Genomic DNA, 20,294 nt, shown 5'->3' with positions numbered 1-20,294 from the left:
CCTCTTGTCGGCAACGGACCGTTCACGCCGCCCGTCCTTCTTTCAGCGCGGCCCGGGCGTCGGCCACGTGTTCTTCGGTCACCCGCTCCTCGCCCCGGCTGCGCGCCCGGTGCTCGGCGGCGTCGCGCAGGCGCTTCGCCGCGGAGATCCGGATCAGCACCGGCAGCGCCTCCACCACCCGGTCCAGATCAGCCTTGGCGGCATCCTCCCAGGGCAGTTCCTGGTGCAGCCGCGTCGGTGTGGCCTCGACGCGGTCCATGTCGGTGGCCAGCGGCAGGATGTGGAACAGCGCGTCGAACAGCGCGTTGCACACCTCCTGCACGACGTAAGTGGCACCGGCATAGCCCATGAACGGCGTGCCCGTGTGCCGACGGATCGCAGTGCCCGGGAACGAGGCCGGGATGTACATGGCGCGTGAGCCGTTCTCGGCCAGATACATGCGCTCGTTGTAGCTGCCGAACAGGATCAGGGGCGTCTTCTCCCGCACCGCCGCGCGTACGGCCTCGTTGTCGGGCTTCTTGCCCGCGCTGCGTGCGAACGAGAACGTGCAGGGCAGACCGAGCTCGTGTTCCAGGTAATTGCGCAGGCCGCGCTCGTAGGTCTCGTTGGCCACCACGGCGAAGCTCGCCGTGCCGAAGAAGTCCTGGGTGACCGAGCGCCACAGGTCCCACACCGGCTTGATGGTGGTGTGCTTCTCCCGCTCGATGAACGGCTCCGGATCGAGATCCAGCAGTTCACCGAGCTTGCGCAGGAACTTGGTCGTGGAATGCACGCCGATCGGCGCCTGCAGGTAGGGGCGCTCCAGCGTCTCGCACAGCAGCCGGCCGAACTCCCGGTACATGCAGACATTCACCTCGGCATCCGAGAGCCTCTGCACGTCGGCGAGATGACTGCCGAGCGGGAACACCATGTTGATCTCGGCGCCGATGCCTTCGACCAGCCTGCGGATCTCGGCGAGATCGGAGACCGTGTTGAAGTAACCGTAGGCCGGACCGATGATGTTGACCAGCGGCTTCTCGCCGTCCTTGCGCTTCTTCGGTTTGCGGATGCGTTTCGTGCCGTACTCCGTCCACAGCCACTGCATGGCCCGGTTGGCGCTCTGCCACTGGTCCTCGTCGATGGTGCGCGGCAGGAAGCGCTTGATGTTGGTGCCTTCCGGCGTCACGCCGCCGCCGATCATCTCGGCGATGGAGCCGGTCACCACTACGGCCGGCAGATCCGGGTCCAGCGTGGCGTGGGCCCGCTTCATGGCCTCTTCCGTGCCGTGCTGGCCGAGCTCGTCCTCGCCGAGCCCGGTCACCACGACGGGCAGCTCGTGGGGCGGCAGTCCGTCGGTGTAATGCAGCACGGAGGTCACGGGCAGGTTCTCGCAGCCCACCGGCCCGTCGATGATGACCTGCAGGCCCTTGATGGCGGTGAAGACATACACCGACCCCCAGTAGCCGCCCGCCCGATCCATATCCAGAACCAGCATCAGACCATCGCCTCCGACGCCTTCTTCTTCGCCAGCCTCTCGAGCTGGCGACGGTAGTTCTCGCGGAACTCGGGGCGCTCCGCCGGCCGGTCCTCCCAGACGCCCGCCGTATCCCCGGAACCGACGCCTTCGAAGAACGCCCGCATCTCGTCGAAGCGGTCCTTGTTGGCCAACGCCGCATTGACGACCTGCGCCAGCGACCCGGCACCGGCCGGTCCCATCAGCGGCCGCGCCGAGATCAGGTTCGTGAAGTACAGGCCGGGTATCGCCAGTTCCTTGGCCTTCTGCACCACCGGCGTGGTGCCGATGGCGAGATCGGGCTCGAACTCCCGCATGGCCGCCAGGTCCTGCTCCAGCGAGGCCCGGAATTGCACCTGCACGCCCTTCGCCTCCAGCCATTCGCGGTCGGGGTCGGACCAGCGGGTGCGCGGACAGGCGCTGCCCACGTAGCGGACGTCCGCACCGCTCTCCACCAGCAGCCGTGCCACCAGTAACTCGGAGCCTTCGTAACCGGACAGCGTGATACGCCCGTTGATCGGCGCCTCGGCGAGTGCGCCACGGATCGCCGGCAGCGCCGCGTTCTTCGCCGCGGCGATGCGGTCGGCGGGCACGTTGCAGGCCTCCCCGATCGCCTCCAGCCACGCGGCGGTGCCGTCGTGGCCGACGGGCGCCGAGCCGACGATCGGCCGCCCGGCGGCGTCGAACTCGCGGAAGCAGGCGGTGTAGAACGGATGGGTGGCGGCGGCCACGGCACAGTCCAGCGCCGCGTACAGCTCGCGCCACTCCCGGGTGGGGACGACCGGGCCGGCGGCGAGCCCCATGGGTTCGAGCATCATGCCGATGCCGACCGGGTCGGCCGGGAACATCTCGCCGATTAGTGTGACGGTGGGCCGCTCCTCGACACCCTCACGAGGCGCCTGTACCGGGCCGTGCTCGGCTTCCGTGCGGGCGTAGGCAAGCATGGCCCCGGCCAGCACGTCTTTCGCCTCGGCATGGGTGGGCACGCCGAAGCCGGGCACGTCGATGCCGATGATGCGCACGCCGTTGATCTCCTTCGGCAGCAGCCTGAGCGGCACGCCGGAGGCCGTGGGCACACAGAGATTCGTGATGACGATGGCGTCGTAATGCTCCGGGTCGGCCATCTTCTCCACGGCTTCCTTGATGTCCTCGTACAGCCTGCCGGTGACCAGGGTCTCCGAGTTGAACGGCACGTAGCCGACCGTGCGGCGGGCGCCGTAGAAATGAGACGTGAAAGTCAGTCCGTACACGCAGCAGGCCGAGCCGGAGAGGATGGTGGCCGTGCGACGCATGCGCAGGCCCACGCGCAGCGAGCCGAAGGCGGGGCACATGCTCTGGGGCTGATCGTGGGGCCCCAGCGGATAGTCCTCCGCGTAGCGCTCCAGCGCCTCGCCGTTACCGGCCGCGGCGGCGGCCTCGCGCATCTTGTCGCGGCCGGCGTGGCAGCCATGGCCGTCCCCGCGGGTGGCCTCCACGTTGATGTCCGTCTTGTCGCTCTTGTCCGTCATTCTTGTCGTTGCTGCCCCCGGCTCAGATCTGCTCGTAGACGACCTCCAGTGAAGGTTTCTCGACGTGGTTCTTGCCGCACATGTCCGCCTGGGTGGCCGGCTGCAGCCGGATGCCCCGGCCGACGTCCTCTGACTTGAACAGATTGAGGAGGCCGTCGTGCTCCAGCGGCGTGGGATGCTGCGGCGGCGCGTCCGCCACGTTACTGGCGAGTTCCTCGAACAGCGGTCCCCACTGCCCGCCGGGCATGCCGACGATCTGGTAGTTGGCGCTCTTGCGCCGGATGTCCTCGTCCGCCGGGATGGCGGACAGCACGGGTATGCCGACGGCATCCGCGAAGGCACTGGCTTCGCCGGTTCCGTCGTCCTTGTTGATGACCATGCCGGCCACGCCCACGTTGCCGCCCAGCTTGCGGAAGTACTCCACCGCCGAGCAGACGTTGTTGGCGACGTAGAGGGATTGCAGGTCGTTGGAGCCGACCACGATCACCTTCTGGCACATGTCGCGGGCGATCGGCAGGCCGAAACCGCCGCAGACGACGTCGCCGAGGAAATCGAGCAGCACGTAATCGAAGTCCCAGTCGTGAAAGCCGAGCTTCTCCATCAGCTCGAAACCGTGGATGATGCCGCGTCCGCCGCAGCCGCGGCCCACTTCGGGGCCGCCGAGTTCCATGGCGAAGACGCCGTCGCGCACGAAGCAGACGTCGCCGATCTCGACTTCCTCGCCGGCGAGCTTCTTCTTCGAGGACGTCTCGATGATGGTCGGGCAGGCCTTGCCGCCGAACAGCAGCGAGGTGGTGTCGCTCTTCGGATCGCAGCCGATCAGCAGCACCTTCTTGCCCTGCTGGGCCATCATGTAGCTCAGGTTGGAGAGCGTGAAGCTCTTGCCGATGCCGCCCTTGCCGTAGATGGCGATGATCTGCGTCTCTTTGGCCGGCTCGCCCGTGGGCACCGGATCGGGCTCTATGGAAGCCTCGGCCCGCAGCCTGGCCTGCATGCTGTCGGGAAGCTGCACGGTCACGCCGCCCTCGGTTCGCTTGTCGCTCATGAATCTCTCCCGCTACTTGCGTTCTTGTCAGTCGCGTCTTTCCAGTCCAGGACCATCTTCAGGCAGGCGGGATCGCCGAACGCCGTGCGATAGGCATCGGCGGCCTCGCCGGCCGGACGTCGATGGGTGATGAGGCCGGCCAGTGACAGCCCGCCGCTCGCGACGAGATCGCGCACGGCGACCATGTCGTCGGGGCGCCATTCGGCGGCGATGCGCAGCCGGGCCTCGCGCATGAAGGCCGGCGGGAACGAGAACGAGACCGGCTCGTGATAGAAGCCGGCGAGCACGATTTCGCCGCCGGGCGCCAGCCGGGGGATCAGTTCGTCGAGGAGCGAGGCATCGCCGCTCACGTCGCAGATGACCGAATAGTTGCGGCGCTCGTCCTCGGCCGGGTCGAGCACCCGGTAGCCGAGTGCGCCGGCGACCCGGGCCGGATTCTTCTCCCACACGGTCACGGGACGATCGCCGAGCATCACCGCCAGGCGCGCGAGCAACCGCCCGAGCACGCCGTGGCCAATGATCAGTTCGGGGATCGATGCGGGCGGGTCGGCGCCGGCAACGGAGATGGCCATGGCGTGGTAGGCCGTGGCGGCCAGCGCCAGCAGCACCGCGTCTTCCTGCAGGTCCTCGTCCACCGGTATGACGCGCTCGCCGGCCACGACCACCCGGGACGCGGCGCCCCCGAACAGCCCGCGTACCTCGCCGAAACAGCGAGCGCCCGGGACGAACACGAAATCGCCGGGGCGGCGGCCGGAGGCGGGACCGGCCTCGCGGACCACGCCTACGGATTCGTAACCGGGGACCAGCGGATAACCCATGCCGGGAAACGGGGGCATACGGCCGGACCAGAGCAGACGCTCGGTACCCGTGCTGATCCCGCTCCAGCGGATGTCGACCACGACGTCGCCCGCTTCCGGCGAGGTCAGGTCCAGCCGGCTGAGCACCAGTTGCTCCGGTTTCTCCAGCACGACGGCAAGGGCATCCATGGTCACTGAGTCACACACTCCGGCTGTCCGACACGGACAGCCTCTAACGTCTTAGGCGTCAGTCTAGCTTGACTGTCGGAGTTGTCAAGTTGTATTGACGCTTCGGCTTTCAGGGGTTTCGCCTAGGTCCGTGTGCGCTCCGCTACGATGACCCGCGTCAGCAGCGGCACGCGCGTGGGAACCGCCCGTATGCGGGTAAATCCGGCGTTACCGAGGAGCGAGCGCAGCTCTTCGACGGTGCGCGGCCGGCCGCTGCGCATGGCGAACAGATAGAGGCCGAAGTAGGCGTCGCCGACCGGTTCGGCACCCCGGGTGCCGGCCATCGGTTCGGCCAGCAGGAGCCGCCCGCCCGGCTCGAGGGCTTCGCGCACACGGGCCAGGATCCGCGCGGCGTCGGCATCGTCGTGGTCATGGATGACCCGTACGAGAGAGATGACGTCAGCCCCGCCGGGGACGGCATCGGTGAGGAAACTGCCGCCCGTCACCGTGGAACGCGCGCCGAGACCCGCCTCCTCGAGACGCCGCCGCCCGCGCTCGGCGACCGCCGGCAGATCGAACAGGGCCAGCTGCAGGTGGGGCCATCGCCGCCCGGCGGCGATGAGGAAGGTGCCCTGGCCGCCGCCGACGTCCAGCAGGCGGCGGCAGCGCTTCAGCGAAACCGCCGCGAGCACCTCGGCGGCGACGAAGGGCTGGGAGACCGACATGAGTTCCGAGTAGTCGGCAACACGCTCCGCAGCGGCACCGGCCGGCTCGGCCGCGGTGGCATAGGACCAGTAGTCGCCCAGCGCGGTATCGGCCCGCTCGCCGCGCAGCAATGCCAGCGGCTCGGCCAGGTCCGCATAGAGCAGACGATGATGGCGGACCATGGCGGCGACGCCGGGGTTGCCCCGCAGCGCCGCGCCCAGCGGGCCCAGGGCATAGCGTCCGTCCGGGCGCCGGCTCAGCAGCCGCAGCGATACCGCCGCGCCGAACAGGCGCGTCGCAGCGCTCTCCGGCAGGTCGCAGTCCCGCGCCAGCGCGGCGCCGTCGCGGGGCCCCTCCGCCAGTCGCTCGAACAGGTCGAGTTCGACGCAGGCGAGCAGCACCTGGGAATAGACGAAGCCCGCGCAGAGGTCGAACAGCTCCCGCGCGCGGCGGCGGGCGATGGGACGGGTCAGCGGGAAAGCCGCGGCCCAGCGCTGGAACCGGGGATTCGCGAGCAGCGCGTCCCGCCACCCCGCCAGCCTGTCCCTCAGAGCCGGCACAGGCTGCCGGGCCACGGCGTCACGCCACCAGGCGCGCGAGGTCTTTCGGCACCAGGCGGCGGGACTCGTTGTGGATCAGGTCCTGCAGGCTCTCCGCCCCGGGGCAGTCGGGTATGGCCGCGATGGCGGCGTCCACCAGTTCCTCCATCCGGCCGAGGGCCCGCGCGATGCCGAACTCCGCGGCCGCGCTCGGACGGCCCAGCGCGGCATCGCGACCGACGGGCTTGCCGATTTCCTCGCAATCGCCCGCGGCGTCCCGGAGGTCGTCGGCAACCTGGTAGGCCTCGCCCAGGCGCTCGCCCAGCGCACGCCAGTCCGCGGGGTCCGCGGCCGAGGCGATAGCGCCCGCTTCGGTGGCGGCGACGAACAGGGCCGCCGTCTTCGCCCGGTGGTAGTCGGCCAGCACCACCCGCGGCTCGCACTCCCAGGCCTGGCCGGCCACGAGGCCGGCGGGCCCGCCGACCGCACGGCTGACCGTGAGGAGCAGCGGCGCGAGGCTGCGGCCCGCGCCGGCGGCACCGTCCGCGATGACCTCGAAGGCGAGTACGATCAATGCGTCGCCCGTGAGCAGCGCCAGCGGCTCTCCCATCGCACGGTGCAGTGACGGCCTGCCCCGCCGGAGCGCCGCGTCGTCGAAGCAGGGCATATCGTCGTGCACCAGGGAGGCACAGTGCAGCAACTCCAGCGCGGCCGCGGCCGCGACCGCCGAACGGCTCGCCTCGCTGCCGCAGGCCTCGGCGACCGCCAGACACAGCCTCGGGCGCACCCGCGCGCCGCCGGGGAAGACGGCATAATGCATCGCCTCGGCGAGCTTTGGCGGGCACTTCGGCTGCGCGCTCCCCTGCTCCAGCGCTGCAGTCAGCGCCGCCTCGATCCGCGATATGCGTTCCATGCCCGCCTCCCGGGTGTCATGTTGGAGTGTCACGTTCGCTTGTCAACACAAGTGTCAGCTAGAATAGACACACCCACAGACGGAGTCAATCGGTTGTCCACGCCCTTCCCGCCTTTCGACGCGCCGGTTCCCGCCGACGGCTATCGCTGGTGGTATGTGGACGCGATGAGCGCCGACGGCCGGAGCGCGCTGACCCTGATCGCATTCGTCGGCAGCGTCTTCTCGCCCTGGTACGCGATGGCGCGCCGGCGCGCCCCCACCGACCCGCTGGGTCACTGCACCCTGAATGCCGTGCTGTACCGACCCCGATCCAAACGGTGGGCCTTCACGGAGCGGCGGACCGCGCGGGTCGAGCGCAGCGCCGACGAGTTCCGCATCGGCCCGAGCCGGGTCCGGCGTGACGGCGACGACCTGCTGTTCGAGATCGACGAGGTCACCGTGCCGGTGCCCACACGCCTGCGCGGCACCGTACGCGTCCGCCCGGAGATTCCCGGCGCCGGCCCCTACGTCCTCGACACGGAGGGCCGCCACCACTGGCAGCCTCTGGCGCCCCGGGCCCGCGTAGAGGTCGACCTCTCCTCGCCCGCCTCCCACTGGAGCGGCAGCGGCTACCTGGACAGCAACTGGGGCGACGATGCCCTGGAGCGCGACTTCGTCGGCTGGAACTGGTCGCGCATGGACGCCGGCCAGGATACAGCAGTGCTCTACGACGCCGTACGCCGGGACGGCAGCCGACACTCGCTGGCGCTGCGCTTCGCCCCGGACGGCGGCACCACCAACTTCGAAGCGCCGCCCGCGGCAATCCTGCCCGCTACCGGCTGGCGGGTGGCGCGAACCACCCGTGCCGAGGAACCCGGCGGCGCGAGAGTGCTGCGCACGCTGGAAGACACGCCCTTTTACGCCCGCTCGATCGTCGAGGCACAGCTGTTCGGCGAGACGCTGACGGGCATCCACGAGAGCCTGTCGCTGGATCGATTCGCCTCGCCCTGGGTGCAATGCCTGCTGCCGTTCCGCGCACCGCGCCGCTGACACCATGTAGGAGGGCCTTCAGGCCCGATCCCGCTTTCTTTTGGCGTTGGCACCGATCAGCAAGGGCCGCTAACTGGCAGCCCCTTCACGCCACTGCGAGGCGGCCGTCATGCGGGGGTATCCATCGCCGCGACCTTTTGTCGGGAGCAAGATGGATACCCCCGCATGGCGGCCAAGAAAGAAGGGAATCGGGCCTGAAGGCCCTCCTACGTGGGGGGTCGGGCTCTATTCCTCGGCGACCGCCACGGCATCGCCCGGTCCGGCGCGCTCCCTTCGCTCGAGTTGCGCGAACAGGTCCAGCAGCCAGTAGGCCCAGCGGGTGAGGCCAGTCGGATCCGGCGCCGCCGCCGGCGGCGCGGCGGCGGCGGCTTCCACCAGGAAGGCGGCGGCCGGCAGGGGCGGCGCGGCGTTGTCCACGGGCGGCATCGCTGTCGAGACGAGCCCCCGTGCCAGCAGACGGGCCTTGCGGCTCGCAGGCACCACCGCGCGGCCACTCACGGAATCGAGACGCCGCCGGCGCACCTGGTCGCCGATACCGGCATAGAGGAAGCGGGCGGTGTGGATGCCGGGGCGGCAAGTCCGGGGCAGCCGTGAGATACCGGCCTCCGCCCGGTCGTAGAGCAGGTCGGCCTCGCGCAGCAGGCGCTCCACCACGCCGCCGAGGGCGCCGCAATGAATGGGGCGGGACAGCCAGTCGTCCGGCGCGATACCGGCCTCGCGCAGCCAGGACAGCGGCAGATACAGTCGTCCCGCCCGCGCATCCTCGCCCACGTCACGGGCGATGTTCGACAGCTGCATGGCCACGCCCAGGTCGCAGGCCCGGGCCAGTTGCTGCCGGCAGCGTACGCCCATCAGCATCGCCATCATGGTGCCGACCGTGCCGGCCACCCTCGCCGCGTAGCCGTGCAGCTCCTCCAGCGTCTCGTAGCGCCGTCCCTCGGCGTCCCAGCGGAAACCGTCCAGCAGGGCGGCAGGCAGGGCCAGCGGAATGCGGTGCTCGCGCACCACACGGGCGAAGGCACGGTCCGCCGCGATGGGCAGGGGATTGCCGGCATAGGCACGCTGCAGCCGGCAGTCGAGATCGGCCAGCACGGCCCGGTTGCCCCGGGCATGACCCGCGGTCTCGTCGACGGCATCGTCGGCGAGCCGGCAGAAGGCGTAGAGCGCCGTCGCCGGATCGCGCACACGGCGCGGCAGCAGATAGGAGGCCGCGTGGAAGGTCCGCGAGCCGTGGCGCAACAGCTGCCGGCAAGCGGCCAGGTCGCCGTCGGTCCGCGACGGCGGCGACGCGTCCCTGAATCGAAGCCCGCCTCGTGTCCCAATTTCCAGATTCGTCATCGTCCGGCGCCCCCCGCCTCAACGCTGCGGGCGAAACCGATGATCAGTTCCGCCACCCTCTCCGGCTCCTCTTCGTGAGCCAGGTGCCCCAGCCCGGCCAGCCGCTCCACTCGCGCGCCCGGCACCAGCCGCGCGACCCGTTCGGCCTCGTGCGGCGCGACCGTGCCGTCCTGCTCGCCGACGACCAGCAGCAGCGGCACCGCCAGTTCCGGATATTCCCGGATCATCGGCGCCAGGTCCCAGCGGGACATCATGGCGATGGTTGCCGCCACGTGTGCCGGACTGCTAATGAGCCGGCGATACAGCGCCACGCCCTCGTCATCCACCCGGGAGCCGGTGTCCCGCAGCAGACGCGTGACCGCGGCCGGGTCGGCCGCCCGCCGGGCGACCAGCCGCGGCACGAAAGCCAGGCGGGCGAGCAGCCGCGCCGCCGGCGAGAACAGCTGACCGGGCAGCCCACGGAATGGCAGCAGCGCGCCGTTGATGCTCACGACGGCGTCCGGTTGGATGCGGCCGTCCAGCACCATGCGCAGCGAGATGGCCGCCCCGGCCGAATGGCCCGCCACCAGCCGGGGCGATACGTCGAGCGACGCCAGCAGCGACGCGACCGCGCCGGCCATGCCCGGCAGCGAATAACCATCGTCGGCGGCCGCCGTGGTGAAACCGTGACCGGGCAGATCCGGCGCCACCACCGTGAACTCACGCGCGAGCTCCGGCAGCAGATCCCGCCAGGAATGCGCGGATGCCCCGGTGCCGTGCAGCAGCAGCGCGACCGGGCCGTCGCCGGCCCGCTGGAAGTGCCAGCGGATCCCGCCTGCCTCCGCGAAACGGCTCGTCTGCCGGTTCGGCCAGTCGCGCCCGTCGATATCCCATTGCAGCGTCTCGCCAGTGCGAGCCTTATCATCGTCTCGCCCGGCCAGAGCCAGGCCCCGACTGCTAACCGCTGCGCCGCCGTCAGGCCGCCGCATGGCTTGCTCCCGCCGCCAGTTCGCCTTCCTGCCGCACGGCACGGGACAGCGTTGCCGCGTCCGCCTGAGGCAGCGGCAGATAGCGGGCGGCCATGGCCTCGGCGAGTTCCCTCGCGTCGGGCCGCGCCCGCGGCGAGGTGTCGATAACCAGGGTCGAGAAGCCCGCGACGCGCAGCGACCGGGCCGCCTGCAGGGCATCCTCGCGCGCGCGGGTACGACCGCCGATGCCGTCGCGTCCCACGTTGGCGCGACCGTCGGTCAGGAATACGACCAGCGGCGTCTCCCCGCGGCGCCGTGCCGCATCCGCGATGGTCAGCGAGGAATCGATGGCGGCCGCCAGCGGCGTGCCGCCGCCACCGGGCAGTTGCGCCAGGCCGCGCTTCGCCCGCACCAGCGAGCGCGTGGGCGGCAGCAGCAGCTCGGCCCCCGGCCCGCGGAACGCGATCAGCGCCACGCGGTCCCGGCGCACGTAGCAGTCGGCCAGCAGGAGTTCGACGGCCCCTTTCGCCTCCGCCAGCCGGTGCATGGCGGCCGACCCGGAAGCGTCCACCACGAAGATGCTGGTGGTCTCGGTGCGCTGACGGAAGCGGGTGATGCGGAAGTCGCTCTTGCGCACCTCCACCCGCGCGTCGCGATGCGCGGCTCCGCTGCCGCGGGCCTTCTCCTCGCGGCGCAGCGGCTGCCAGGGCGCGGCGGCGCGCAGGGTCTCGATAACGTTCAGGCGCGCGCCGTCCCGAAGCTCGCCGGCTCGCGCGCCGGTCGGCCGGCCGCGCAGCCGCGAGGTCTGCACGGCACCGGCCTTGCCGGCAGTGCCGGAGCGCAGCGCCCCGCCGGCCGCCAGCAGCGCATCCAGCAATGCCGCCGGCAGCGCGGCCCGGGCCGCCTCCAGCACCTGATCCGGCAGCGGGCCGTCGGGGATGCCCTCCTCCTGTCGTTCTTGCGGCGGCGTATCGGGCTCCCGGTCCTCGGGCCGCTCGTCGGGCCATTCCTCTTCGTCGGTCTCGCTCTGCGGCAGACGAGTGGCCCGGGATGCCAGTACGAGGCGCGCGGCGCCGGCGGCGTCCTCGTCCGTCACCGCCTCACGGCCGGCCAGCGCGGCCAGCCCACGGGCTGCCCGCAGCGCCAGCAGGGAGGCGCGCAGCGAATCCACGCCGAGGGCGAGCGCCGCACCGCACAACGCCTCGGCGTAGCGCTCATCGGCCGCGACGCCGGGCAGCGCACGGCGGGCGGCATCGACCCGGCCGGGCTTGCATCCGGCGGGCACCTCGCGGGTCTCCCGATAGCCGATAGCGGTGAGGTCGAGGTGGAACGCCAGGCGGTCGCGCAGGGCGGCGGCCGGCTGCTCGTCCTCGTCCAGCCCCTCGTCCAGCGCCACGATGCCGACGCGGGCGGTCTGTCTGGCCGCGATGCCGTCGCGCTCCAGGAGGACCCGGCCGGTGTCGAGCGCCGCCGTGATGTGGGCGACGCTGGCTCGTTCCGCCCGTTCCGCGGAGGTCAGCAGCAGCACGCCGCCGTCGGCTTCGGCCAGGAGCCCCGTCTCCGCCACCGGCCGTCCCTGACCCAGCGTCGCGGCGAGGTCGAGGCCGCCCAGCAGGCGCGCCCCGGTGACATGCACCGGTATCCGGCGTAACGGTTTCCCCTCCGGCAAAAGCCCCTTCAATACCCGGAGCCACTCGTCCCTGACGGGGCCCGCGTGGGCCCTGAGATTCACGCCGCCGAAACCCGCCGGGTCCATGGCGAACAGACACGCGGCCCGCAGCGCGTCGGACCAGGCGGTGCTCACGGCCCCAACACCTCTTCCAGCGCCCGCTCCACGCGCACGCCGGAGCCTGAGTCGTCGAGGGGATTGCGCCGCAGCCGGTGACGGAGCGCCGGGCCCGCCACCTCGCGGAGCTGTTTCTCCGTCACCTCGCCGGCACCTTCCAGTGCCGCCAGGGCCCGGGCCGCCCGCACAAGCGTCAGCTCGCCGCGCAGTCCGTCGGTGCCGAGAGCGATGCAGAGCCGGGCAGCCTGCTCCAGCATGGCGTCGGAGACCGCGACGCCGTCGATGTGCTCCCGTGCCTTGCGGATCTTCGTCCGCAGGCGGCCGTCGCGTCGTTTCCACTTCTCGACGAACGCGGCGGGACCGCGTTCGTATTCGTCGCGGCGCCGGACCACCTCGATGCGGGTGGCCAGTTCTTCCGGCGTGCGCACCTCCACCGACAACCCGAAGCGGTCCAGCAGCTGGGGCCGGAGCTCGCCCTCCTCCGGGTTGCCGCTGCCGATCAGCACGAAGCGCGCCGGATGGCGCACGCTGAGCCCCTCGCGCTCCACCACGTTTTCGCCGGAGGCGGCCACGTCCAGCAGCAGGTCCACCAGGTGGTCCTCCAGCAGGTTCACCTCGTCGATGTACAGGAAGCCGCGATGCGCACGGGCCAACAGGCCGGGCTCGAAGGCTTTCTCGCCCTGGGTCAGTGCCAGCTCCAGGTCCAGCGCGCCCACCACCCGATCCTCGGTGGCGCCGAGCGGCAGGTCCACCACCGGTACCGGCAGCGTGCGGCTCTTCAGTTCGCCGTGCCGACTGCGCTCGCGGCACTCGTCGCACAGGTCGTCCACTGCATCGGGGTCGCAGCCGTAGCGGCAGCCCGTCACCGCCCGCATCTTCGGCAGCAGCGCGGCCAGCGCACGCACGGTCGTGGATTTGCCCGTGCCCCGGTCGCCGAACACCAGCACGCCGCCGATGCCCGGATCGACGGCGGCGATAATCAGGGCGAGCTTCATCTCGTCCTGACCGACGATCGCGGAAAACGGAAAGGGTGCGGCCATCTCAGGGACTCCGGTCGCGGGTTTCAGTAGCGGCCGGCGAAGACCGACGCGGGGCCGTCGTCGGCGCGCCCCTCCGGCTCGGGTGTCGCCGCACCGCGGGAGCCGAGACTCCAGCGCCACAGCGCCGATACGTCCAGGGGCAATACCAGGAACCAGTGCTCCAGCACCGCCACCGCCATCAGTGCGGACAGGAACGTCCAGGCCACGGCATCGTGGGGCGCCGCCGCCGTCGCCGCCGCCCCGATCATCCACGCCGTCACCAGCGTCGCGACGGTGACCGAGAACGGGAACAGCAGATTCATCGAGCGCCGCCGGAGGAAACTGGCGAGATAGTCGAGGTGGTCTGGCAGCAGCTCCTCGTTGAGATTGCGCACCCCCAGGAACACGTTCAGCCGGGCGCTCTCGTGCATGGCGAGCAGCACGACGAAGGTCCAGAGACCGAGCCGGTTCGGCTCGCCCGCTGTCACGAACACCATCACGAGCGCCACGGCCACGATGGCGGCCTCGTGATAATAGCTGGTCTGCAGTGCGTGTCCGAAATGCCGCCAGCCCGAGCAGCCCTCTTCGCAGCGGTGCCGGCGGGGCCCGGTCAGATAACCGAGGTAATAGCTCGCCTCCACCCAGACCCAGGCCAGCAGCCCGCAGCTGAACGAGAGGTAGGCGCCGCCGACGGTGGTGTCGTCGGCCGCGGCGGCGAGACCGGCCAGCGCGGCCATCAGCACGGCCGTAGCGCCGGCCATGCTCCAGGGGAAAGTGCGCTTCGGCAGCCCGTCCAGATAGAAGACCACGCCGGTGCTGAACCACCACAGGAACAGGGCATAGAGTACCGGCAGGACATATTCGGGCACGCGGCTCTCCTTTACCAGTTCACTCTGTTACCAGACCGGCGCCATGCGCACCGTCGCGGGGAGCTCGTTGCGTTTCGCCGGCAGAGTATACAGTCGGGCGAACACGGCGAAGCCGGCCGCCGCGAGCGCGCCTCGCTTCGCCAGACTGACGAGTCCGCCGCGCTCTTTCGCCGCTGCTGCCGACTCGGAGATGCGGCGCAGCCGCTCGAGCCCGCGGCGGAAGCGGGGATCGTCGATGTCGAGCTGCAGCGGGAAGACCTGCTTCGTGATCGCGTTGGTGATCTCGAACACCCGGTAGTCGTAGTCCGTCGGGTCCATCTGCATCGCGTCGTACATCTCGGGGCGGGTGTGGTCGCGCACGTACATCGTGGCGTACACCGCCAGCAGGAAGAACCGGATCCACAGCTTGTTCGCACCGCGCAGAAGATGCGGGTTGGCGCGCATGATCAGCGCGAAGGCCTCGCCGTGGCGGTACTCGTCGTTACACCACTGCTCGAACCAGCGGAATATGGGATGGAAGCGGCGCTCGGGATGCTTCTCGAAGTACCGGTAGATCGTGATGTAGCGCGCGTAGCCGATCTTCTCGGAGAGGTAAGTGGCATAGAAGATGTATTTCGGCTTGAAGAAGGTGTACTTCTTCGCCCGCCGCAGGAAGCCGAGATCCACCGCCACGCCGAAGTCCTTCAGGGAGCGGTTGATGAAGCCCGCGTGGCGGGACTCGTCCCGCGCCATGAAACCCATCAGCTCCTTGACGTCCGGGTTGTCCACCGCCCGCTTGATGTCGGCGTACAGCACGCAGCCGGAGAACTCCGAGGTGACGGAGCTGACCATGAAGTCGATGAACTCCTTGCGCAGAGCCTCCGGCAGCTCGCGAATCTCGTCCTCGAACTCCGGCGGCCGCACGAAGTGGTTGCGATTGGAGTCGTTGCGGAACTCGTCCATCATCGCTTCCCACTCCTCGCGCACCGGGCCGACGTCCAGCCGGTCCATCGCCTCGAAGTCGGTGGTGTAGAAGCGCGGCGTCAGCAGCGTCTCCGTCGTCGCCGCCGTGGTGGATTCGTTGACCCCGGGCCGGTCCCGGCCCGCATCCATCGTCGCTTCCATCCTTCTCTCCTCTTTATCGTTGCGTGGCCGCGCCGTTGGCGGCCGTCTTCGCGGTCTCTTCCGCGCCGGTCTGCAACAGGGTGACGAATATCTTCACGTTGTCGCTGCCGAAGGGTCCCAGATAGAGCCGGCGCTCGGTCTGCGGGTCCTCCAGCGTGAGCCGGCCGTCAGCCCAGCGGGTGAGCACGAAGGCCGGTTCCGGCCCGATGCCGCGGAGCTTGCGGTCACGGGCCAGCCCGCGCAGCACGCCGCGCAGGAACCCGTTGGTGCCCGGCTCGACGACGTAGAGCACCTCGCCCGCCGTCGAATTCCGCACGACCACCGAGCCGTCCGCGGCGTCCTCGAACGCCAGTTCGCGGCTATCGACTGCGGCCGAGGGAGGCACCTCCACCGTACCCATGCCCGTCAGCCGCGCCCCGGCGGCCGCGAGTATGGTGACCACGACGAGCGCCAGCGCGCCGAAGATGGCCGGCCGGGGGATGCGGTCGCCGTGTGCGTCGCCCACGGGAGCCACCTCAGCGCGCCGCGGCGGCGAGCGAGCCGGCCGTTGCCTCGTCGGCCGAGCGCTCGCCGGCGCGCGCCGGCGCCTGAACCGTGGTCCGGCCCGAGGTCTGGCCCGAGGTCTGGCCCGAATATTGGACCAGGGCATCGGCCAGCAGTCCCGCCACTCGCTCTGCCTCCGGGATGCCGCGCAGCATGGGTTGGGCATTGCCGAAGCTCCAGGGCCGCACGTGCGGCCAGAAGATCAGCCACGAGACGCCGTTGCCGGGCTTCACGTTCACCGGTATGTCGCCGGAACCGTCCGATTCGACCTTCACCGCCGCCGACTGCACCAGCGAGTACGGGATGTTGGCCGTCATCGGCAGCGCGATGCCGAAACGAAGCATCACCCGTTCGGTGGTCACGGTGTAGATGGTCGTGCGGCCCATCTGCCAGGCGATCAGCAGCAGCACGCCGACCGCGAGACCGGCGGGCACGGCCAGGCCCGCTGCCCCGGTCAGCGCGGCGCCCGCACCGTGGCCGCCGGCCAGGTCGGTGCCGATGCGCCAGGCGGCCAGCAGCACGAAGTAGAAGACCAGCTTGCGCACGTGCAGCGCGCTGATCGCGAGGTTCTGCCAGCGGGGCGAGCCCTGCCAGAGCAGTCGCTCGCCCTCGGGCAGGGGCTCCGGGATCCCGGGCATGTACTCGGGGGCGTGGTCGTGATGACTCATATCAGCGGCTCCTGACGCATCGCGTCGGCGTACAGCGTGCCGCTGCCGAAGTAGCCCATGATGCGGTCTTCCTCGAGCAGCGTGACGAGGTCGGGATTGGCCGTGCCGGGCACGTGGGCGAGCTGATGGCCTTTGAGCGCTTCGACCTTCACCTGGCCGCGGCCGCCGTCGATCTTCGCGAAGTAGATCGGCACGAGGATGCGCCGCGGGCCCGTCGCACCGCCCACTTCGGCCTCGAGGTAGCGCACGTGCGGCTCGGACAGGTCGAGCCACAGGTCCTTGATGGTGCCGGCCACTTCGCCGTCGGTGCCCACCAGGTCCATGCCGCGGGGATCCGCGTCACGACGGTCGACCTCGGCTTCGCTCACGCTGCGCATCGGCACGATGCGGGCACGCCCGTCGTAGGTCTGATCGGGCTCGTCGGCACGGTTGGCGAAGGCACCCGGACCCACGCCGGCGCCGACGCCGTCGCCTTCCGGAATCAGCGGCGCACCGGGGAACGGCGCGGCGGGCTTCGCCCTGATATCCGTCTCCGGCGGCTCCCGGCGCGGCGATTGCACCGTGCTGCCGTCGCGCAGCAGGAAGGTCTTCGGCGACGGTACCGCCGGGAAGCCCTGCACGGTGACGCTGCCGGAGCGTTCCGACTCCAGCGGATAGCCTTCCCGTTTGTCTTCCCGGCGCAGATAGATAATCAGACCGGCGAAGAATATCCAGAAGGCGTAGAGAACGAGTTGTGCTACGTCGATGTAGCCAGTAATAGCGCCGGTTTCCATAGTCAATCTCCTTGAGGCAAACCGCTCAGCCGGGGAATTCCGCCAGGCCGAACCTCGATGGCGACCGCTCGGGGCTCGCAGGCGCATGACGCACGAGCGGTCCTATCGCGATCAACGTCGCAAATAACAACAGTATTTCCAGGTGGTAGACGAAGCTGTAGCCGGCCGAGGCGTCGTTCATGGCCGGCCCGAAAACACCGGCGCTCGCCAGCCCCGACACCAGGTCGCGGATGGCGCCGCCGGCGGCGATGGCGATGCCGGCCGCACTGGCCTGCACTGCACCCCATGCGCCGAGGGCGAGTCCCGTGTAGCGCCCCCGGTTCATCGCCATGGCCGCGGTGAGGGTGCCCACGGAGAAAAGCCCGGCGCCGAATCCGATCAGCACGGTGCCTGCCCGAAACAGGTTGGCCGAGGCGAGCGGCGCCGCGAAGATCACGGCCGGGAAGGCGAACAGGCCGACCAACGCGCCGACGCCGGCCAGGCGGAAGGCATCGCCGCCGCGGGCGAGATGCCGCGCAGCCAACGCGAAGCCGACCAGTGTGCCGCCGGCCAGCAGCGCGGTCAGCGCGGTGGTGGCACCGACGCTCAGTCCGAGGATGTGGCCGCCGTAGGGCTCGAGCAGGATGTCCTGCATGCTGAAGGCCGCGGTCCCCAGACCCACGGCCACCAGAAAGCGGCGGGCGCCGGGCGCCTCGGCGAAGGCGCGCCAGGCGGCGGCGAACGACGGCCGCGGCAGGCTGCGGTCGGTCTTCTCCGGCCGCATCGCCTCCTGCTTCCACAACGCCAGCATGTTCAGCACGAAGGTCGCGAGCGCCGCACCCTGGATCACCTGGATGAGACGGACCTGAGTGAAGTCGCGCAGCAGCGCGCCGAACACGAGCGCGCTCGCCACCATGCCCACCAGCAGCATGACGTAGAGCAATGCGACCACCCGCGGGCGCGACTCCTCCGGCGCGAGGTCGGTGGCCAGCGCGAGACCGGCGGTCTGGGTGGTATGCAGCCCCGCGCCGACCAGCAGGAACGCGAGCGCGGCACTGGCATGGCCGATCCAGGCCGGACCATTCGAGTCGCCGGACAACAGGATCAGGGCGAACGGCATGATGGCCAGGCCGCCGAACTGCAACAGGGTGCCGAACCAGATGTAGGGTACGCGGCGCCAGCCCAGCACCGAGCGGTGCGTATCCGAACGGAAGCCCACCAGTGCCCGGAACGGCGCGAACACGATCGGCAGGGCGACCATGGCGGCCACCAGCGAGGCGGCCACGCCCAGCTCGACGATCATCACCCGGTTCAGGGTGCCGGCGATCAACACCATGGCCATGCCGACGGAGACCTGGAACAGCGACAGGCGCAGCAGACGTCCGAGCGGCAGCTCGGCCGAGGCCGCATCGGCGAAGGGCAGCAGCGCGGGACTCACGCCCCGCCAGCTCTTCGCCAGCCTGCCGTTCAGGGATCTCATGCGCGGATCAGCTCCTGGGCGTGGGAGGTATAGAAACCGCTGGCGATGCGTGCGTCGCGGCCCGTCCGCCAGGCCTCCAGGGCGGGGGCTTCCCCGATGCGCCGGTGCAGCGCATCCCGGGCCACCGGCACGATGGCGGGCGCACGGTGATGGCGGTTCGGGATCAGGCGGCCGGCGGCATGCATCAGCGCCAGCGCGGGCGTGCGCGGCGCGAACGTGAACAGGACAGATGTGCCGGCCAGCCGGCCGAAGCCGCTCAGCACGCGGACGATGTCCGACGCGTCGTAGTGGATCAGCGAGTCCATGGCCACGACATGGTCGAAGCTGCCCAGGCTCTCGTCGAACATGTCGCCCACGCGGAAGTCGATGCGACCCGCGCCGAGCTCGGACGGCAGACGATCCCGGGCCAGTTCGATCAGCGTCGGCGACAGGTCGACGGCGGTGACGCAGGCGCCGCGGCGGGCGGCCTCGACCGCCAGCGCGCCGGTGCCGCAGCCCGCATCGAGGACCGTGCGGCCCTCCAGGTTCCCCGGCAGCCAGGACAGCAGCCGCTCACGCATGCGGTCGCGGCCGGCACGCACCGTGGCGCGTATGCGTCCCACCGCCTCGTCGGAGGTGAGCCTCCGCCAGGCGTCGACCGCCGTCCGGTCGAAATAGGTTTCCAGCTCGCCGCGGCGTTCCTGGTAGGTCATGGTCGTCATCAGTCGAATCCCAGAAAATCGAAGATGTCCCGGTCCTTCATCGGCGCGGCGTCCATGGGGTCGGTGCCGTCCCACAGCGCCTGGGCCAGGCGGAGGTACTCCTGGCGCACCGCTTCCAGGCCTTCGGCGTCCTCCATCTCGAACAGCGTGGACTTCTTCAGCCGGCTGCGCCGGATGACGTCCAGGTCCGGGAAGTGCGCCACCCGATCCAGGCCGATGGCGGCGTTGAAGCGATCGATCTCGTCGGTGCCGGCACTGCGGTTCGCGACCACGCCGCCGAGGCGCACGTTGTAGTTCTTTGCCTTCGCCTGGATGGCCGCGACGATCCGGTTCATGGCGAAAATGGAATCGAAGTCGTTGGCGGTGACGATCAGGGCGCGGTCGGCGTGCTGCAGGGGCGCCGCGAAGCCCCCGCAGACCACGTCGCCGAGCACGTCGAAGATGACCACGTCGGTGTCGTCCAGCAGGTGATTCTGCTTCAGCAGCTTCACCGTCTGTCCGACGACGTAGCCGCCGCAGCCGGTACCCGCCGGCGGACCGCCGGCCTCGACGCACATGACGCCGTTGTAGCCTTCGTACACGAAGTCCTCGGGCCTGAGTTCCTCCGGGTGGAAGTCCACGGACTCGAGCACGTCGATGACCGTCGGCACCAGCCGCTTCGTGAGTGTGAAGGTGGAGTCGTGCTTCGGGTCGCAGCCGATCTGCAGCACCCGCTTGCCGAGCTTCGAGAACGCCACGGAGAGATTCGACGAGGTGGTGCTCTTGCCGATACCTCCCTTGCCGTAGACGGCGAACACCTTCGCCCGGCCGATCTTCTCGGGCTCCATGTGCACCTGCACGCTGCCCTCGCCGTCCAGGCCACGGCTCCGTTTGCCGATCTCGGACATCGGA

At 70.2% G+C, this 20,294-nt stretch carries 19 protein-coding genes; 1 reads left to right on the top strand and 18 read right to left on the bottom strand.

All coding sequences use genetic code 11. From position 1 onward, the window contains the following. Positions 1–22: 22 nt before the first annotated feature. The 6 genes from bchZ to ACJMKZ_RS01175 form a co-directional block, all read right to left on the bottom strand. Positions 23–1,474, bottom strand: a complete 1,452-nt coding sequence (gene bchZ / locus ACJMKZ_RS01200) for a chlorophyllide a reductase subunit Z (protein ID WP_405231362.1) — start codon at positions 1,472–1,474, stop codon at positions 23–25. Further along, positions 1,474–3,000, bottom strand: a complete 1,527-nt coding sequence (gene bchY, locus ACJMKZ_RS01195) for a chlorophyllide a reductase subunit Y (RefSeq protein WP_405231361.1) — start codon at positions 2,998–3,000, stop codon at positions 1,474–1,476. The genes bchZ and bchY overlap by 1 nt, the downstream gene beginning before the upstream one ends. Before the next feature lie 22 nt (positions 3,001–3,022). Beyond that, positions 3,023–3,994 carry a chlorophyllide a reductase iron protein subunit X gene (locus tag ACJMKZ_RS01190; protein ID WP_405231742.1) on the bottom strand — a complete coding sequence of 324 codons (972 nt, stop codon included), beginning with the start codon at positions 3,992–3,994 and terminating at the stop codon, positions 3,023–3,025. 47 nt (positions 3,995–4,041) lie between these two features. Beyond that, positions 4,042–5,031, bottom strand: coding sequence for a chlorophyll synthesis pathway protein BchC (gene bchC / locus ACJMKZ_RS01185; protein ID WP_405231741.1), 990 nt, complete (start codon positions 5,029–5,031; stop codon positions 4,042–4,044). 122 nt (positions 5,032–5,153) lie between these two features. Then, positions 5,154–6,290, bottom strand: coding sequence for a methyltransferase (locus ACJMKZ_RS01180; RefSeq protein ID WP_405231360.1), 1,137 nt, complete (start codon positions 6,288–6,290; stop codon positions 5,154–5,156). Between the two features lie 4 nt (positions 6,291–6,294). Beyond that, positions 6,295–7,167 carry a polyprenyl synthetase family protein gene (locus tag ACJMKZ_RS01175; protein ID WP_405231359.1) on the bottom strand — a complete coding sequence of 291 codons (873 nt, stop codon included), beginning with the start codon at positions 7,165–7,167 and terminating at the stop codon, positions 6,295–6,297. A gap of 93 nt (positions 7,168–7,260) precedes the next feature. Between ACJMKZ_RS01175 and ACJMKZ_RS01170 the strand changes: the two genes are divergently transcribed. Further along, complete coding sequence (locus ACJMKZ_RS01170; protein ID WP_405231358.1) at positions 7,261–8,196, top strand: carotenoid 1,2-hydratase; 936 nt, start codon at positions 7,261–7,263, stop codon at positions 8,194–8,196. A 225-nt stretch (positions 8,197–8,421) separates the two neighbouring features. Here the strand turns inward: ACJMKZ_RS01170 and ACJMKZ_RS01165 are convergent, their stop codons facing one another. Genes ACJMKZ_RS01165 through bchL form a run of 12 tightly spaced genes read right to left on the bottom strand, consistent with a single transcriptional unit; the run spans position 8,422 to position 20,290 of the window. Then, positions 8,422–9,534 carry a phytoene/squalene synthase family protein gene (locus ACJMKZ_RS01165; protein WP_405231357.1) on the bottom strand — a complete coding sequence of 371 codons (1,113 nt, stop codon included), beginning with the start codon at positions 9,532–9,534 and terminating at the stop codon, positions 8,422–8,424. Next, positions 9,531–10,502 (bottom strand): alpha/beta fold hydrolase BchO, encoded by a 972-nt coding sequence (gene bchO, locus ACJMKZ_RS01160; RefSeq protein WP_405231356.1) that lies wholly within the window; start codon positions 10,500–10,502, stop codon positions 9,531–9,533. The genes ACJMKZ_RS01165 and bchO overlap by 4 nt, the downstream gene beginning before the upstream one ends. Continuing rightward, positions 10,489–12,285, bottom strand: coding sequence for a magnesium chelatase subunit D (locus tag ACJMKZ_RS01155; RefSeq protein ID WP_405231355.1), 1,797 nt, complete (start codon positions 12,283–12,285; stop codon positions 10,489–10,491). The genes bchO and ACJMKZ_RS01155 overlap by 14 nt, the downstream gene beginning before the upstream one ends. After that, the gene (gene bchI / locus ACJMKZ_RS01150) at positions 12,282–13,307 is read right to left on the bottom strand and encodes a magnesium chelatase ATPase subunit I (RefSeq protein WP_405231354.1); all 1,026 of its coding nucleotides are present in this window, start codon (positions 13,305–13,307) and stop codon (positions 12,282–12,284) included. Before bchI ends, ACJMKZ_RS01155 begins: the two co-directional genes overlap by 4 nt. 23 nt (positions 13,308–13,330) lie before the next feature. Beyond that, a complete protein-coding gene (puhE, locus tag ACJMKZ_RS01145; protein WP_405231353.1) occupies positions 13,331–14,155 on the bottom strand; it encodes a putative photosynthetic complex assembly protein PuhE in 825 nt (274 codons plus the stop codon). 27 nt (positions 14,156–14,182) lie between these two features. After that, positions 14,183–15,259 carry a magnesium-protoporphyrin IX monomethyl ester (oxidative) cyclase gene (gene acsF / locus ACJMKZ_RS01140; RefSeq protein WP_405231352.1) on the bottom strand — a complete coding sequence of 359 codons (1,077 nt, stop codon included), beginning with the start codon at positions 15,257–15,259 and terminating at the stop codon, positions 14,183–14,185. A 13-nt stretch (positions 15,260–15,272) separates the two neighbouring features. After that, a complete protein-coding gene (gene puhC / locus ACJMKZ_RS01135) occupies positions 15,273–15,764 on the bottom strand; it encodes a photosynthetic complex assembly protein PuhC (RefSeq protein ID WP_405231351.1) in 492 nt (163 codons plus the stop codon). 10 nt (positions 15,765–15,774) lie between these two features. Then, positions 15,775–16,470 (bottom strand): photosynthetic complex putative assembly protein PuhB, encoded by a 696-nt coding sequence (puhB, locus tag ACJMKZ_RS01130; protein WP_405231350.1) that lies wholly within the window; start codon positions 16,468–16,470, stop codon positions 15,775–15,777. Further along, complete coding sequence (puhA, locus tag ACJMKZ_RS01125; protein ID WP_405231349.1) at positions 16,467–17,243, bottom strand: photosynthetic reaction center subunit H; 777 nt, start codon at positions 17,241–17,243, stop codon at positions 16,467–16,469. The genes puhB and puhA overlap by 4 nt, the downstream gene beginning before the upstream one ends. Before the next feature lie 25 nt (positions 17,244–17,268). Continuing rightward, positions 17,269–18,702: an MFS transporter gene (locus ACJMKZ_RS01120; RefSeq protein ID WP_405231348.1), complete on the bottom strand. Its 1,434-nt coding sequence runs from the start codon at positions 18,700–18,702 to the stop codon at positions 17,269–17,271. Beyond that, positions 18,699–19,403 carry a magnesium protoporphyrin IX methyltransferase gene (bchM, locus tag ACJMKZ_RS01115; RefSeq protein WP_405231347.1) on the bottom strand — a complete coding sequence of 235 codons (705 nt, stop codon included), beginning with the start codon at positions 19,401–19,403 and terminating at the stop codon, positions 18,699–18,701. Before bchM ends, ACJMKZ_RS01120 begins: the two co-directional genes overlap by 4 nt. After that, positions 19,403–20,290: a ferredoxin:protochlorophyllide reductase (ATP-dependent) iron-sulfur ATP-binding protein gene (gene bchL / locus ACJMKZ_RS01110; RefSeq protein WP_405231346.1), complete on the bottom strand. Its 888-nt coding sequence runs from the start codon at positions 20,288–20,290 to the stop codon at positions 19,403–19,405. Before bchL ends, bchM begins: the two co-directional genes overlap by 1 nt. Between the last annotated feature and the right edge of the window lie 4 nt (positions 20,291–20,294).

The sequence above is a fragment of the Lentisalinibacter salinarum genome, assembly GCF_040706555.1.
Taxonomy (GTDB): domain Bacteria; phylum Pseudomonadota; class Gammaproteobacteria; order Steroidobacterales; family Woeseiaceae; genus Lentisalinibacter; species Lentisalinibacter salinarum.
This window is presented reverse-complemented; position numbering and strand designations above follow the sequence as displayed.

What these genes read in the sequence shown, in the direction of transcription:
- bchZ (WP_405231362.1), bottom strand. Translation starts at nt 1,474, where the DNA reads ATGCTGGTTCTGGATATGGATCGGGCGGGCGGCTACTGGGGGTCGGTG.
- bchY (WP_405231361.1), bottom strand. Translation starts at nt 3,000, where the DNA reads ATGACGGACAAGAGCGACAAGACGGACATCAACGTGGAGGCCACCCGC.
- ACJMKZ_RS01190 (WP_405231742.1), bottom strand. Translation starts at nt 3,994, where the DNA reads ATGCAGGCCAGGCTGCGGGCCGAGGCTTCCATAGAGCCCGATCCGGTG.
- bchC (WP_405231741.1), bottom strand. Translation starts at nt 5,031, where the DNA reads ATGGATGCCCTTGCCGTCGTGCTGGAGAAACCGGAGCAACTGGTGCTC.
- ACJMKZ_RS01175 (WP_405231359.1), bottom strand. Translation starts at nt 7,167, where the DNA reads ATGGAACGCATATCGCGGATCGAGGCGGCGCTGACTGCAGCGCTGGAG.
- ACJMKZ_RS01165 (WP_405231357.1), bottom strand. Translation starts at nt 9,534, where the DNA reads ATGACGAATCTGGAAATTGGGACACGAGGCGGGCTTCGATTCAGGGAC.
- bchO (WP_405231356.1), bottom strand. Translation starts at nt 10,502, where the DNA reads ATGCGGCGGCCTGACGGCGGCGCAGCGGTTAGCAGTCGGGGCCTGGCT.
- bchI (WP_405231354.1), bottom strand. Translation starts at nt 13,307, where the DNA reads ATGGCCGCACCCTTTCCGTTTTCCGCGATCGTCGGTCAGGACGAGATG.
- acsF (WP_405231352.1), bottom strand. Translation starts at nt 15,259, where the DNA reads ATGGAAGCGACGATGGATGCGGGCCGGGACCGGCCCGGGGTCAACGAA.
- puhB (WP_405231350.1), bottom strand. Translation starts at nt 16,470, where the DNA reads ATGAGTCATCACGACCACGCCCCCGAGTACATGCCCGGGATCCCGGAG.
- puhA (WP_405231349.1), bottom strand. Translation starts at nt 17,243, where the DNA reads ATGGAAACCGGCGCTATTACTGGCTACATCGACGTAGCACAACTCGTT.
- ACJMKZ_RS01120 (WP_405231348.1), bottom strand. Translation starts at nt 18,702, where the DNA reads ATGAGATCCCTGAACGGCAGGCTGGCGAAGAGCTGGCGGGGCGTGAGT.
- bchM (WP_405231347.1), bottom strand. Translation starts at nt 19,403, where the DNA reads ATGACGACCATGACCTACCAGGAACGCCGCGGCGAGCTGGAAACCTAT.
- bchL (WP_405231346.1), bottom strand. Translation starts at nt 20,290, where the DNA reads ATGTCCGAGATCGGCAAACGGAGCCGTGGCCTGGACGGCGAGGGCAGC.